11 protein-coding genes are annotated in these 13,792 nt (G+C 74.3%); 7 read left to right on the top strand and 4 right to left on the bottom strand.

Annotated elements, in window-relative coordinates; translation table 11 throughout:
* Positions 1-12: 12 nt before the first annotated feature.
* The 4 genes from GH723_RS07915 to GH723_RS07900 all read left to right on the top strand — a co-directional run bounded on the left by GH723_RS07915 (position 13) and on the right by GH723_RS07900 (position 5,047).
* Positions 13-258 (top strand): hypothetical protein, encoded by a 246-nt coding sequence (locus tag GH723_RS07915; protein ID WP_153759146.1) that lies wholly within the window; start codon positions 13-15, stop codon positions 256-258.
* 81 nt (positions 259-339) lie between these two features.
* On the top strand, positions 340-1,281 hold the full coding sequence (locus tag GH723_RS07910; protein WP_153759145.1) for an MOSC domain-containing protein: 942 nt from the start codon (positions 340-342) through the stop codon (positions 1,279-1,281).
* Positions 1,282-1,457: 176 nt separating this feature from the next.
* Positions 1,458-4,769, top strand: a complete 3,312-nt coding sequence (locus GH723_RS07905) for a DEAD/DEAH box helicase (RefSeq protein WP_153759144.1) — start codon at positions 1,458-1,460, stop codon at positions 4,767-4,769.
* Positions 4,766-5,047 (top strand): hypothetical protein, encoded by a 282-nt coding sequence (locus tag GH723_RS07900; protein ID WP_153759143.1) that lies wholly within the window; start codon positions 4,766-4,768, stop codon positions 5,045-5,047. The genes GH723_RS07905 and GH723_RS07900 overlap by 4 nt, the downstream gene beginning before the upstream one ends.
* 60 nt (positions 5,048-5,107) lie before the next feature.
* Here GH723_RS07900 and GH723_RS07895 read toward each other — a convergent pair whose 3' ends face one another.
* Positions 5,108-5,584, bottom strand: a complete 477-nt coding sequence (locus tag GH723_RS07895; protein ID WP_153759142.1) for a MaoC family dehydratase — start codon at positions 5,582-5,584, stop codon at positions 5,108-5,110.
* A gap of 81 nt (positions 5,585-5,665) precedes the next feature.
* On the opposite strand from GH723_RS07895, the gene GH723_RS07890 reads away from it, so the two are divergent.
* Positions 5,666-6,238 (top strand): acyltransferase, encoded by a 573-nt coding sequence (locus GH723_RS07890; RefSeq protein ID WP_195210598.1) that lies wholly within the window; start codon positions 5,666-5,668, stop codon positions 6,236-6,238.
* On the opposite strand, the gene GH723_RS07885 is transcribed toward GH723_RS07890, so the two are convergent.
* The 3 genes from GH723_RS07885 to GH723_RS07875 all read right to left on the bottom strand — a co-directional run bounded on the left by GH723_RS07885 (position 6,190) and on the right by GH723_RS07875 (position 11,217).
* Positions 6,190-8,295, bottom strand: coding sequence for a putative bifunctional diguanylate cyclase/phosphodiesterase (locus GH723_RS07885; RefSeq protein WP_153759140.1), 2,106 nt, complete (start codon positions 8,293-8,295; stop codon positions 6,190-6,192). The genes GH723_RS07890 and GH723_RS07885 overlap by 49 nt on opposite strands.
* Complete coding sequence (locus GH723_RS07880; protein WP_153759139.1) at positions 8,292-9,209, bottom strand: HDOD domain-containing protein; 918 nt, start codon at positions 9,207-9,209, stop codon at positions 8,292-8,294. Before GH723_RS07880 ends, GH723_RS07885 begins: the two co-directional genes overlap by 4 nt.
* Positions 9,210-9,279: 70 nt before the next feature.
* On the bottom strand, positions 9,280-11,217 hold the full coding sequence (locus tag GH723_RS07875; protein ID WP_153759138.1) for an endonuclease/exonuclease/phosphatase family protein: 1,938 nt from the start codon (positions 11,215-11,217) through the stop codon (positions 9,280-9,282).
* A gap of 68 nt (positions 11,218-11,285) precedes the next feature.
* Here GH723_RS07875 and GH723_RS07870 point away from each other — a divergent pair, with 68 nt between their 5' ends.
* Together GH723_RS07870 and GH723_RS07865 are read left to right on the top strand one after the other, a co-directional pair.
* Positions 11,286-12,200, top strand: coding sequence for an ABC transporter ATP-binding protein (locus GH723_RS07870; RefSeq protein ID WP_153759137.1), 915 nt, complete (start codon positions 11,286-11,288; stop codon positions 12,198-12,200).
* Entirely contained in the window at positions 12,197-13,792 is a 1,596-nt protein-coding gene (locus GH723_RS07865; protein ID WP_153759136.1) for an ABC transporter permease, read from the top strand. The genes GH723_RS07870 and GH723_RS07865 overlap by 4 nt, the downstream gene beginning before the upstream one ends.

The raw sequence follows: 13,792 nt of genomic DNA, 5'->3' as shown, positions 1-13,792 counted from the left end.
TAGCCGGGGCGGATGGACACCACCACGACCACCGCACCCAACCGCGCCTCCCGTCGCCGGCGGCTGCTCGCCGGCGGCGCCATCGCCGTCTCGAGCGTCCTCTTCGTGGCCGCGTGCGGCGACGACGACGAGGGCAACGTCGACGACGACGTCGAGAACGAGATGGAGGACGTCGGCAACGAGATGGAGGACCTCGGCGAGGACACCGGGGACGCCATCGAGGAGGAGACCGACGACATGAACGACGACGGCAGCTGAGCCGCTCCGCCCGACAGATCGACCGGTGCCCGGTGGCCACGCCACCGGGCACCGTCGCGCGCTGTCGGCCATGATCGGCCCGTGACCGAGACCACCACCGACGCCACGCCGACGACGCCGCAGGGCCGGCTGCTCGAGATCCACCGCTTCCCCGTGAAGTCCATGCAGGGCGAGCAGCTCGACGCCGCCGCCATCGCCCCGACGGGCGTGCTCGGCGACCGCGCGTGGGCCGTCGTCGACGACGCGGACGGCACCGTGGCGAGCGCCAAGCGCCCGCGGCGGTGGGGGCGCCTGCTCGACGCGCGTGCCACCTTCGCGTCGCCGCCCACGCCGGAGCAGCCCGCCCCGCCGGTGCGCATCGAGCTCCCCGACGGGACCGAGGTCCGCAGCGACGACGCCGACGTCCACGACGTCCTGTCCCGCTACCTCGGTCGGCCGGTCCACCTCACCCACGAGCGACGGCCGGAGCAGGCGTTCCACGAGGTCTGGCCCGACGACGTCGGTGCGATCGCGCCCGACGAGTTCATGGCCCAGACGGCCGCCGGTGCACCCGACGAGGGCGGCGCCGACCGGATGAGCGCGATCGGCGTCGCTGCGCTGGCGCCCGGCGGCGGGTTCGTCGACCTCACGCCGCTCCACGTGCTCACCACGGCGACGCTCGCGGCCATCGAACGGCAGGCGCCCGGGTCGGTGGTCGACGTGCGTCGGTACCGTCCGAACCTGCTCGTCGAGGTCGTCGGCCCCGACGGACGGGTCCCTGCCGACTTCGTCGAGAACGAGTGGGCGGGCCGCACCGTCGACGTGGGCGACGTCGCGGTGCAGGGCGTCATCCCCACGATGCGGTGCGTCATGACGACCCTCGCCCAGGGCGACCTTCCCGAGGACCGCCAGCCGCTGCGCGCCCTCGCCGACGTCAACCGCCTCGAGATCCCCGGCCTCGGCCGCTGGGCCTGCGCCGGCCTCTACGCGTCGGTCGGCCGGGAGGGACACGTGCGCGTCGGCGACCCGGTGGCGGTGCGGTAGGCTGCCCGTCGGGGACCGGCAGAGGTTCCCGTCTCAGGTCTGAGGGGTGGCCTCGCGGCGCTGGCGCGTCGCCCGCCGCCCCCGGTTTCGCACAGCGGAACGAGCCCCGGTGCCGACGTGGCGCCGAGCGGTTCGCCGTCGCTGGCGGTGGAGCGCCGATGCACCTTGCCACCGGAGTGGCCGAGCCACTCCCCACAGAGTCCGACGACGGACCGGACGACCGCGCCGCGGTCGCCCCGTCCGCTTCCGCCGAGCCGGCGGCGCCCCTCGCCGACGCCGATCTGGTCGCGCTCGTCGAGCGGGCGGCGGCGGGCGAGGCCACCGCGGCCGAGCTCGCCCTCCTCGAGCGGGACCGGCGCCGGTGGATCACCACGCTCGACGACCTGCTCGAGCAGACCGAGGACGACCTCGAGTCGGTGCGGCGGCTGCGGGGGCCCGAGCGGGAGCAGGTCGTCGCCGACTTCGAGGCCGAGCGCAACCGGCTCCAGGCCGCTCTCGACGTGCTCGAGAGCGCCGCCGACGGATCGGCCGGGGTCATCGAGAGCCCGGGCGAGACCCGATTGCAGATGTCCTGGCACGACGGCCGCCTCGTCGTGTGGGCCGCGGGGCCGGGCGCGCCCCCTGCCGACGCCGAGCAGCTGGTCGAGCTGCTCCGCGGCGCCGGCGCCCCCGGCGGCGGCTGGGAGGAGCACGCACCGGTCGACCTCCCCGTCAGCGCCCCGGCCGCGGCGCTCGGCACGACGGTCGGCGGCATCCTCGGGTGGCTCGCCGCTGTCGGCAGCGGCCAGGTCGGCGCCGGCACCGGGGCCAGCGTGCGGTGGCTCGGCCACATCGCGGCGTGGGGCGTCCAGCTCGTCGCTCGCGGGTCGATCGTGCCGACGCTCAAGCTCGAGACCACCGGGGGGAAGGGACAGAGCCACTCGGCGCCGATCGAGCAGGCCGTGCGCTGGCGGCCCGCCCTCGTCGACGCCGCCCGGCTCGACTCGCTGGCGGCGTCGATGCCCGGACCGGTCACGCTCCTCCACCGCTCGGGGGGCAAGGAGGTCGTCCACGCCGTCCTCGACGCCGTCGTGCACGCCATCGTCTCCGATGCCGCCAGCCGGCTCGAGCTGCCCGCTCCCCCGCCGAACCCGCGCAGCACCACCGAGGTCGCCGAGGCGCTCCTCACGCGACTCGACGGCAGCACCTTCACCGCCCCGATGCGGGCCGGTGCCGAGCTCTCGTCCCGGCTCGAGCGGTGGGCCAAGGCGATCACCGACACGGTGTCCACCCGGCTGGTCGTCGCCCTCGACCCGCCCGACTCGGGCGGTGCGTGGTTCCTCTCGGTCCTCGGGCCCAACCCGGAGGGCGAGCTGGTGCCCGTCGAGGTCGCGCTCGTCGACTCCCGCTCCAAGCGCCAGATGTCCCAGCAGCTGAGCCGGCTCGAGCGGCTGCTCCCCGCCCTCCAGCGTCCGGGTGGGCTGCGGCGCGGCCAGGTGTACCTCAGCCAGGACGAGGCCTGGGAGCTGATGGCGACGACCGGCGCGGTGCTCGAGGCCGCGGGCTTCGAGGTGCGGGTGCCGGCCCTGTCCCGGCGCCGGCCCACGCCCACGCTGCGCCTCACCACCGAGGCCGACGAGACCGTCGTCGGCGCCAACCAGCTCACCGCGGTGCGCTGGTCCGCGGTGTTCGACGACGTCGAGCTGACGGCGTCGGAGATCGCCGCCCTGGCCGCCGAGGCCCGGCCGCTCGTGCGCTCGCGCGGCCGGTGGGTCGAGCTCGACAAGGCCGACCTCGCCGAAGCCGCTGCCGCGCTCGCCGAGCACGGCAACCGCACGGAGATGACCGGTGCCGAGGTGCTGCGGTTCGGCGTCGGCCTCGACGGCTCGCCCCTCGCGGGCGGCATCAGCGTCACCGGGTCCAGCTGGGCGGCCGACCTCCTCACGCGCGCGGCCGAGGCCTCCACCGAGCCGGTGGCGAGCCCGCCGGGCTTCGAGGGCGAGCTGCGCAGCTACCAGGCCGAGGCCCTCGGGTGGCTGGGGTTCCTCGACGCCGTCCAGCTCGGCGGGTGCCTCGCGCTCGACATGGGTCTCGGCAAGACCCCGACGGTGCTCGCCCACATCGCCCGCACCGCCGCCGACGGCGGCACGGCCCTCGTGATCGCCCCGCCGGCCGTGGTCGGCAACTGGGCGTCGGAGGCCGCGAAGTTCACACCCGGCCTTCGCGTGGTCGTCCACCACGGCGCCTCCCGCGCCTCCGCCGACGAGCTGGCCGCCGAGGTCGAGGGCGCCGACGTCGTCATCACCACGTACGGCACCGCGGTCCGCGACGTGGAAGCGCTCTCGTCGCTGCACTGGCGCCGTGTCGTGCTCGACGAGGCCCAGGCGATCAAGAACCCGGCGAACGAGACGTCCCAGCAGCTGCGCCGGATCCCCTCCGACATGCGCCTCGCGCTCACCGGCACCCCGGTCGAGAACGGCCTCGGCGACCTCTGGGCGATCCTCGACTACACCAACCCCGGCCTCGTCGGGTCCCGTCCGACGTTCATCGCCCAGCTCTCCGCCAAGAGCGAGGGCAAGGGTCGCCAGGCCGCCGAGTCCGGGCTGCGGGCCCTCAACGGCATCCTCGTGTTCCGCCGCACGAAGAGCGAGCCCGCGGTCGCGGCCGAGCTCCCGGACCGCATCGACGAGCTCGACCACTGCACGATGACGCCGGAGCAGATCGGCCTCTACCAGGCCGTGCTCGACAAGCTCGTCGTGCCCACGCCCGGCGACGGCGACGAGGAGGAGGGCCCGGCTCAGGGCCAGATCCTGGCGGCGATCACCGCGCTGAAGCAGATCTGCAACCACCCCGTCGCCTACGAGGACGACGGCGGGCCCCTCGCCGGCCGGTCGGGCAAGCTCGCCCGGCTCGAGGAGATCGTCGACCAGGTCTACGCCGCCGACGAGCGGGTCCTCGTCTTCACCCACTTCGCCCGCTGGGGCGAGCGCCTCGCCGACCACCTCACCGAGAGGTTCGGGATCCCCGTCGCCTGCTACCACGGCGGCCTGTCCCGCACCGAGCGCGATCGCATCATCCACGAGTTCCAGAACGGCGAGGGCCCGGGGGCCCTGGTGCTGTCGCTCAAGGCCGGCGGCACCGGCCTCAACCTCACCGCCGCCAGCCACGTCGTGCTCTACGACCGGTGGTGGAACCCCGCCGTCGAGGACCAGGCGCGCGACCGGGCGTGGCGGATCGGCCAGACCCGCACCGTCGTCTCGCACCGCCTCGTGTGCCCGGGCACGGTGGACGAGCGCGTCGAGGAGGTCGTCGCCGGCAAGCGCCACATCGCCGACCTCGTCCTCCCGAGGTCGAGCTCCCTCGCCGACCTCGACGCCACCCAGCTGCGCAGCGCCCTCGGCCTCCGACCCGAGAGCCTGCTCACCGACGACGACCCGACGCCGAGTGACAGGGAACCGGACGGCCCCGATCCCGACGGCTCCGATCCCGACGAGGAGGCTGCCGCGTGAGCCCACGCCGACGCGGACGCAAGAAGTCCGGACGCGGGCGCGCTGGTCCCCAGCCGCTCGAGCTGTGGCGCGCGGTCCCCGAGCCGCCGGCCGCCGATCCCGTGCTGCCCACCGACGACCCCGGGGCGATCATCCGGTCACTCGGTACGCCGCCGCTCACCGGTCAGGCCCACGTCGCCGACCAGTACCTCGAGCTCGCGGCGCGCAAGGCCGCGGCGACGGCGACCGCGCTGGCCCAGGCCGCGGCGCTGCTCGTCGCGGTCGACGAGCTCGACTGACCCCGGACGCGCACGACCGCGCCCCGAGGGGCGCGGTCGTCGACGATCAGCGGCCGGCGATCAGGAGAAGAACAGGCGCGTGATCCAGTCGGCCACCAGGGCGGGCTTCTCGCTGCCCTCGGCCTCGACCGTGTAGGTCTTCGTCACCTCGACGCTCGAACCCTTGAGCTCGACGCTCTTCACGGTGCTGGACGCCCGGATCTTCGAGCCGACCTTGACGGGGCTGACGAACCGCACCTTGTCGAACCCGTAGTTCATGCCCATGGTGATGCCCTCGAGGGGGCCGGGGGCGTTGCTCGGCCGGATGGTCGACGCGAGGTGCGTGAGCATCGAGAGGGTGAGGAACCCGTGGGCGATCGTCCCGCCGAAGATCGGCTGGGCCCGCTCGGGGTCGACGTGGATGAACTGGTGGTCGTGGGTGATGTCGGCGAACTGGTCCACCTGGTCCTGGGTGACCTCGAACCACTCCCCGGTGCCCTCGTCGGTGCCCTCGGTGGCCTTGAGCTTCTCGTAGGCGTTCTCGGCGTTGGTCGCCATGGCGGTCCCCTTCTCGTCGTTCCTGTCGGCCGCACCGTACCGATCCGCGGCGCGCACCTCAAAGCGGTGCAGGATGCACCCGTGGACGACCAGCCTCCCCCGTCGGCGTCGCCGCCCGGGCCCCACGGCTTCGCGGCGTTCGGCCCCCACAGCGTCCTCCACGAGCCGGTCGTGTCGCTCGTGAACCCGGGGGGCGTGCACGTCGGATCATGGGTCAACATCGGGTCCTACGCGGTGATCGAGGCCCTCGTCCCCGAGCGCGGCATCACGGTGCACATCGAGGACGGCGCGTACCTCGGCCACTTCCTGCGCCTCTCGGCCGCGACGTCCGTCCGGATCGGGCGCGAGGCCCTCGTCTCGGACCGGGTGTACATCTCCGACACCGGGCACCACTACGAGGACCCCACGCAGCCGATCAAGCGCCAGGGCCTGCGGGACGGCCGACGGGTGAGCATCGGCGACGGTGCGTGGCTCGGCGTCGGGGCGGTCGTCGTCGGCGACGTCACGATCGGCGAGAACGCCGTCGTGGCCGCCAACACGGTCGTGCGCGGCGACGTCGAGGCCCGGACGGTCGTGGCGGGCGACCCCGCCCGGGTCGTGCGTCGCTACGACGGCGAGCGGTGGTGGACCGTGCCGCCGGCGTTCCCCGGCTGAGCGGGCGCTCGCACCGCCACCAGCTCGTCGATGATGTCGCCGGGCGTCGGGCGCCCGAAGAGGAACCCCTGGGCGAGCGGGACCCCGAGGCGCCCGAGGATCGCCGCCTGGTCCTCGGTCTCGACCCCCTCGGCGACGACGGGGAGGCCCAGCGCCCCGGCGAGGGCGACGATGGCCTCGATGAGCGCGGTGCTGTCGTCGTCGAGGGCGTGGACGAACTCTCGGTCGATCTTGATCGTGTCGACCGGGAGCCGGTGCAGGTACGCGAGCGACGAGTAGCCGGTGCCGAAGTCGTCGATCGCGATCGACGGTCCGAGGAGCTTCAAGGCGTCGAGCATGCCGAGAGCCTGCGCGGGGTCGGCCATGACGGCGGACTCGGTGAGCTCGAGGTGGAGGGCCTCGCCGGGCAGACCGAGCTCGTCGAGCAGCTCGCCGACGGCGTCCGCCAGCGAGGGCTCCCGCAGGTCGAGGGCCGACATGTTCACCGCGACGAACAGGTCGGCGCCGCCGGGCTGCCTGCGCCAGCGGGCGACGTCGCCGAGGGCCCGCCGGAGCACGAGCCGCGCCAGCGGCGTGATGAGGCCGGTCTCCTCGGCGACGGGCACGAAGTCGCCGGGCGACACCGAGCCCATCTCCGGGTGCGTCCACCGGGCGAGGGCCTCCACGCCCACCAGCCGCTGGGCCGCCAGGTCGATGATCGGCTGGTAGTGGACGGTGATCTCGCCGTTGTCGGCGTCGATGGCCCGGCGGAGGGCCGCGGCGATGCCGAACCGCCGCTGCGCACCGTCACGGAGGTGCTCGTCGAAGCGCTCGGCCCGGTTCTTGCCCAGGCGCTTGGCCTGGTAGAGGGCGATGTCGGCGTCGCGGACGAGGCTCTCGACGTCGAAGGTCTCGTCGGCCCCCGGGTCCTCGGGCCAGACGATGCCGATGCTGGCGGTGACGACGGCCTCGGTGCCGCCCACGTCGATCGGCTCGCTGATGGCGTCGAGCACGCGGCCGGCGACGTTGTCGACGATGTCGCGGTCGGGCACGTCCCGCAGCAGGAGGACGAACTCGTCGCCGCCGAAGCGCACCACCAGGTCCGAGGCGCGGGCGCACCGGCGGAGCCGCTCGGCGACGACCGTCAGGAGGTGGTCCCCCGCCGTGTGTCCGAGCGAGTCGTTGATGTGCTTGAAGTCGTCGAGGTCGACGAAGAGGACGGCCGGCTGCGTGCGGCCGTCGCGCAGGGCGATGCCGAGCTGCTCCCAGAGGGCGGTGCGGTTCGGCAGCCCGGTCAGCGGATCCTGGAGGGACTGCACGAGGAGCTGCTCGTTGAGGTCGTGGGTCTCGGTCAGGTCCTCGACGGTGGCGACGAAGCCGATGTCCCGACCCTGGCTCCCGGCGGCCGAGATGCGGATCCGCACCCGGCGGTCGCCGGTCTCGCCCACCACGCGAGCGGCGAGCACCCGCTCGCTGCCTGTGGTGAGGACCTCGCCCACCGCGCACTCGGCGGCCTCGGAGTCCTCGACGTGGAGCCGGTCGAGCCACCCGAACCCGAGCAGGTCCTCCGCGGGCACGCCGAAGATGCCGGTGGCCCGCTCGTTGACGAAGTCGACCCTCATGCCGAACTCCGACGAGAGGATGCCGGCGGGCACGCTCGTCGCCAGCCGTTCGAAGCGGTGCTCGGTGGCGCGCAGCCGGACGGCCTGGCGGGCCTCGTCGCCCACCGAGCGGATGCTCAGCAGGATCAGGCCCTCGGCGAGGGAGCGCAACGTGAGCGCCACGGGCAGCGCGGCGTCGACGGTCCGTCGCACGGTGGCCGACGCCTCGATGGCGCCCACCCGCCCGGACGCCGCGGCGCGTCGCGCCCGGTCGACGTAGGAGAGGTGACCGCCGGCCACCTCGAGCAGATCCCAGCACGACCGCCCGTCGATCGGCGCGCCCTGGCCCAGCAGGTCGACGGCGGCGCGGTTGGCCATGCGGATCGCTCCGTCGGCGGTGCAGACGACCACCCCGAAGGGGATGAGGTCGAGGAGGGACTCGCTCGCCGTCTCGAACCCGTTCTCGAGCGCCGTCATCCCTCCTCCCCCTGGGTCAGGACGGCGGAGAGGGCCGCCGTCTCGTGTCGGACGCGCCGGATCATCCGGTCGAGCGACTCTCCCTCGATCCCGTCGAGGGCGAGGATCAGCCGCGCGGCGTCGGCGCGGGCGATCGTCATCGACCCGACGGCCAGCTCGGCGACGAGCTCCGCGGCGATGAGGCACTGGGTCAGCGGTGTCTCGCGCGGCGAGAGCTGGTGGTGGTGGTTGGCGATGGCGTCGCAGAACGCCGCCGGGAACTTCCACGCCTCGAGGACGCGTGCACCCGCCTCGGCGTGGGTGATCCCGAACAGCTCGATCTCCCGCTCGGGTGTGGCCCGGGGGCCGAGCTGGGACCACGCCGCGGGCGCCGCCCGGTGCAGCAGTGCCTCGCCGAGGTCGTGGAGGAGGCCGAGGGCGAAGGCGTCCGACGGCGGCACGGCGTAGCGGCCCGCCACCAGCTGGGCGGCGTTGGCCACCGCGGCGGCGTGGGACCAGAACTCGCCCTCCACCGCGGTGTCCTCGTCGGTGAGGCCGCAGGCGGCCGACGCGGCCAGCGAGCGGACGGTGGCGAAGCCCAGGGCGGCGATGGCCCGGGGGACGTTGGTGACCGGTGTGCGCAGGCTGTAGTAGGCGGAGTTCGAGATCCGGATGAGTCGTGCGGCGAGCAGCGGGTCGAGCTCGACGGTCTTGGCGAGCCGGGCGACGTCGGACGTCGGGTCGTCGACCAGCCACAGGACCCGCAGAGCGACGGTCGGGTGGCTCGGCAGCTCCTCCATCGCCTGGAGGAGCATCTCGATCTGCTCGTTGCGGGGCTCGGCGTCCTCGGGCGCGCCGGCACCGATCCCCCCGTCCGGCGGCATCGTGGCCCGCTCGCTCCCTGCGGCGTCGTCGCGTCCTTGCGGTGTACGCACGAGCCGACGATCGGCGCCGCCGGGACCCAGATGAGGCTCCGATCCGACGGGGCTCCGCGAAATGGGCCGATCAGACCAGGTCGGCCGGACGCAGCACGGTGAGCACCGGGAGGTGGTCCGACGCCCGGCTCGTCCCCACCTCGATCTCGACCGCGTGGAGGTCGTCGGTGTGCAGGACGAAGTCGATGCGCGCGAAGGGCCGCCCCGACGGGAACGTGAGGGCGTCGCTCTCGGGCAGCACGAGCCCGGCGCCGTCGAGCGCCTCCACCACCCGGGAGCCGGGGCGGGCGTTGGCGTCGATGCCGACGACCGTGCGCGGCCGATCGGCCCACAGGGCGAGCAGGGCATCGAGGCGCTCGTTCCTGGCTGCGAGGGTGCCGCCGGGCGGCAGGTGGGCGGAGACGACGTGCACCGCCGGCTGCCCGGGTGGGTCGATGCGGGCGAGGATCGCACCGCGCGGCAGGGCGGTGCCCGTGCGCGGGAACCACCGGGTCGCCACCGAGCGGATCGGGTGGCGCGAGAGGATGGCGTTCCCGTGGAGACCGCCCGGGGACGACGCCTGGAACGCCACGTACGGCATGCCGAGAGAGTGCTGGAGCCACCCGATCATGTCGATGCCGGCGGCGGGGAGGAAGCCACGCGGCACCTCCTGGAGCGCCACGACGTCGGGGCGCATGTCGGCGAGTGCGGCGGCGACCTCCTCGACGTTGAGCGCACCGCCCGACGTGAAGCCGAGGGCCACGTTGTAGGAGACGACGCGGAGCTCGCGGCTGTCCCCGACGACACCCCCGCCGGTCGTGGCCGCCAGGATGGGAAGGCCCGCCAGGAGGAGCGCCGCGGGGAGCACGAAGACCGCACCGAGCGACGGGACGTGGCGCCACCCCGGGTGGTGGGCTGCCGGTGGTGGCAGGGCACCGAGGCCCACGGCGGCGACCAGCATCACGACACCCGCGGCGGCCACGACCGCCGACGGCGCCACCGTGAGCCCGAGCAGACCCCGCCCGTCGAGCGCCACGATCGCAGCCAGCAGCAGGAGCGGCGCGAGGGCGAGGATCGCGCTCGGCGGTCGGTGGCCGCCGGTGCGGACGCCCCGGGAGGACGCCGCGGTGAGGATCGCTCCGACGCCCGCCTGGGCCAGGAAGATGCCGAGCGCCCACCACGGGCTCGGCCGGGCGAGGGCGAGCGCCGTCGCGAGGATCGCCACGACGCCCACCGCCCGCAGGGCGCGCGACGCACCGCCCGGGGACGCGGCCGTCCACGCCGCGGCAGCGACGCCCGCGATCCCCGACGCGCCGATCGCCAACGAGGCGCCGAGCCAGCCCGCACCGAGCGCGGGCGCCACCCAGCCGAGGTTGGTGAGGACGAACGCCTCCAGGAGGATCGCGGGGCCGACCGACAGGAGCGGCACGGCGGCGCGCCACGTCCGCCCCAGCGGGACGACGGGTCGACGGAGCCGGCCGCGCAGCATGACGACGAACCAGCCGACGGCGACGAGCACCGCGGCGACCGCCGCCGCATGGTCGATCCAGATCAGGTCCCGTGACCCGAGGCCGATGCGCAGCGCCGCGGCCAACCCGGATCCGGCCACCACCCCGCCGCCGAACAGCGGCAGCCCGATCTGGGCGAGGACCAGGAGCACCACGAGGCCGCCGAGGAGCCCGACCCCGGCGGCGACGGCACCGAGGTCGCCGTGGACGAGCTGGGCGGCCACCCGACCGGCGCCGAGCGCGAGCCCGCCGAGCCAGATGGCGCGACCGGGCTCGAGCCGACCACGACCGACGAGGCGCACGCCCCATGCCGCGAGCACGAACGGGACGACGAGGACGAGCACCTGCACCGGGAACGGCAACCGTCCCTCCACGTCCACCCGGGTGGCGACGAGCGCGGGGAAGGCGCGCAGGAGCTCGATCACGAGGAACACGTCGAGGGCCACCAGCGCGGACATGAGGCCCGCCCGACCACCAGGGGTCGCGCGCGCCGCTGGTCGGACGTCCGTGCGCGCGGTCATGGACCTCGATACTGCCCCGTCAGGATCGTCCCTCCACCGGCGGGGCCCCGATCGCTAGCGTCGCCGCCATGTCCTCGGCGATCACCTGCCACGACCTGGTCAAGACGTTCGGGCCCACACGGGCCCTCGACGGGCTCGACCTCGACATCCGCACCGGCGAGGTGCACGGCTTCCTCGGACCGAACGGCGCCGGGAAGACCGTCACGATGCGGATCGTCCTCGGGCTCCTGCGCCCGGACAGCGGCGAGGTCCGCCTGCTCGGCGGCGACCCGTGGCACGACGCCGTCGAGCTCCACCGCCGCCTGGCGTACGTCCCGGGCGACACGAACCTGTGGCCGAACCTCACCGGCGGCGAGGTGATCGACCTCCTCGGCGGCCTCCGGGGCGGCATCGACCGCCGCCGCCGCGACGACCTCGTCGAGCGATTCGATCTCGACCCCCGCAAGCGTGCCCGCAGCTACTCCAAGGGCAACCGCCAGAAGGTCGCACTGATCGCCGCGCTGGCGTCCGACGCCGAGCTGCTCATCCTCGACGAGCCGACTGCAGGGCTCGACCCGCTGATGGAGGCGGTGTTCCAGGACTGCATCCTCGACGCCAAGGGCGAGGGACGCACCGTCATGCTCTCGAGCCACATCCTCGCCGAGGTCGAGCGGCTCTGCGACCGCGTCACGATCATCCGGCGGGGCCGCAACGTCCAGAGCGGCACGCTCGAGGAGCTGCGCCACCTCACCCGCACGACGATCACCGCCCGGCTCCGAGGGGCGGCCGACGAGCTCACCGCCCTCTCGGGCGTGCACGACCTGCGGTCCGACGACGGCCAGGTCAGCTTCGACGTCGACAGCGACCACCTCGACGCCACGGTCGTGAAGCTCGGCGAGCTCGGCGTGCTCTCCCTGACGAGCCACCCGCCCACGCTCGAGGAGCTGTTCCTCCGGCACTACGGCGACGAGCTCGCCGACGCGGGCGTCGACGAACCCCGATGACCACGCTCACCGGCACCGGCCGCCTGTCGTGGTTCGTGGTGCGACGGGACCGCCTCCGGCTCCTGCTCTGGATCGGTGGGATCGTCGGCACCGTCATCGCCTCGGCCGCCGCCCTGCCGCCGGTGTACCCCGACCAGGAGTCGATCGAGCAGTACACCGTGCTCTTCGGCGACAACCCTGCGCTCGTCGCGTTCGCCGGGCCGGGCTACGGGTTCGACGACCCCAACCTCGGCGTCATCCTCGTCAACGAGACCCAGGTGTTCGGCATGATCGGCATGGCCCTCATGGCCATCTTCCTCGTGAACCGGCACACGAGAGCCGAGGAGGACGTCGAGCGGGCCGAGGTCGTGCGGTCGAGCGTCGTCGGCCGCCACGCCCCCACCGCGGCCGCCCTCGCCGTCGTCGCGGCGGTGGTCGTCCTCGTCAGCGCCGCGTGCGCCGTGGGCTTCGTCGCCACCGGCTACGCCGTCCACGGCTCGGTCGCCCTCGCCGCGTCGCTGGCCGCCGTCGGCCTCGTCTTCGTGGGGATCACCGCCGTGGCGGCGCAGATCGCCAGCACGGGCCGAGGGACGCTCGGCCTCGCCAGCGCGACGCTCGTCGCCACCTTCGTCCTGCGGGCGGTGGGCGACATCGGCGACAACGCGCTGCGCTGGCTCTCCCCCATGGGCTGGGCCCAGGCGGTGCGCGCCTTCGCCGGAGAGGTGTGGTGGCCCATCGTGCTCTGCCTCGCGGCGGCCGGCGGGCTCGTCGGGGTGGCGTTCTGGCTGTTCTCCCGACGCGACCTGGGCTCGGGGATCCTCGCCACGCGTGGCGGGCCGGCACGCGGCGCCGCGTCCTTGAGCCGGCCGGTCGGGCTGGCCGTCCGGCTCCACCGGGGCACCGTCATCGGGTGGGCCGTCGGGATGTTCGTCACCGGCCTCGTCTACGGCTCCATCGGCGAGGACATCGAGGAGATGGTGGAGGAGAACCCGACCTTCGCCGACATCCTGGCCCAGCTCGAGGGCGCGAGCGTCACCGACGCGTTCTTCGCCACATCGCTCCTGATGCTGGCCCTCATCGCCTCCGGGTTCGCGATCTCCGCCGTGCTCCGCCTGCGCTCCGAGGAGGGCGCCGGCCGCGCCGAGCCGCTCCTCGCCGGCCCGCTCGGGCGCATCCACTGGGCGGCGAGCCACCTCGTCGTCGCCGTCGTCGGCACCGTGGTCGTCATCGCGGCGGGTGGGCTCGGCATCGGGGTCTCCTACGCCGTCGTGGCCGAGGACGCCGGGCAGGTCGCACGGATGACGCTGGCGTCGCTCGTCACCGTGCCGCCGGCGCTGGTGCTCACCGGCCTCACCCTCGCCCTCTTCGGTCTCGCTCCTCGAGCGGTGATGGTCGCCTGGGCGGTGCTGGCCGGGGTCGTGGTCGTCGGCGTCCTCGGCGAGGTGCTCCGGCTGCCGGCGTGGACCCGCCAGCTGTCGCCCTTCGACCACGCGCCCGCGGTGCCGGCGGAGGACCTCAGGTGGTTCCCGGTCATCGTGCTGCTGGCTCTCGCCGCCGCGTTGGCCGCGGCCGGGCTCGCCGGTTTCCGACGCCGCGACCTGCGCACCGAGTAG

This window comes from Actinomarinicola tropica, from assembly GCF_009650215.1.
GTDB lineage: Bacteria > Actinomycetota > Acidimicrobiia > Acidimicrobiales > SKKL01 > Actinomarinicola > Actinomarinicola tropica.
The sequence above is the reverse complement of the archived record's forward strand: the minus strand, read 5'-3'. Positions and strand labels throughout refer to the sequence as shown.

Excerpts from the sequence above, each read along its gene's own strand:
- GH723_RS07915 (WP_153759146.1), top strand. The coding sequence starts at position 13 with ATGGACACCACCACGACCACCGCACCCAACCGCGCCTCCCGTCGCCGG.
- GH723_RS07895 (WP_153759142.1), bottom strand. The coding sequence starts at position 5,584 with ATGGCGACCAACGCCGAGAACGCCTACGAGAAGCTCAAGGCCACCGAG.
- GH723_RS07885 (WP_153759140.1), bottom strand. The coding sequence starts at position 8,295 with ATGACGGCGCTCGAGAACGGGTTCGAGACGGCGAGCGAGTCCCTCCTC.
- GH723_RS07875 (WP_153759138.1), bottom strand. The coding sequence starts at position 11,217 with ATGACCGCGCGCACGGACGTCCGACCAGCGGCGCGCGCGACCCCTGGT.
- GH723_RS07870 (WP_153759137.1), top strand. The coding sequence starts at position 11,286 with ATGTCCTCGGCGATCACCTGCCACGACCTGGTCAAGACGTTCGGGCCC.
- GH723_RS07865 (WP_153759136.1), top strand. The coding sequence starts at position 12,197 with ATGACCACGCTCACCGGCACCGGCCGCCTGTCGTGGTTCGTGGTGCGA.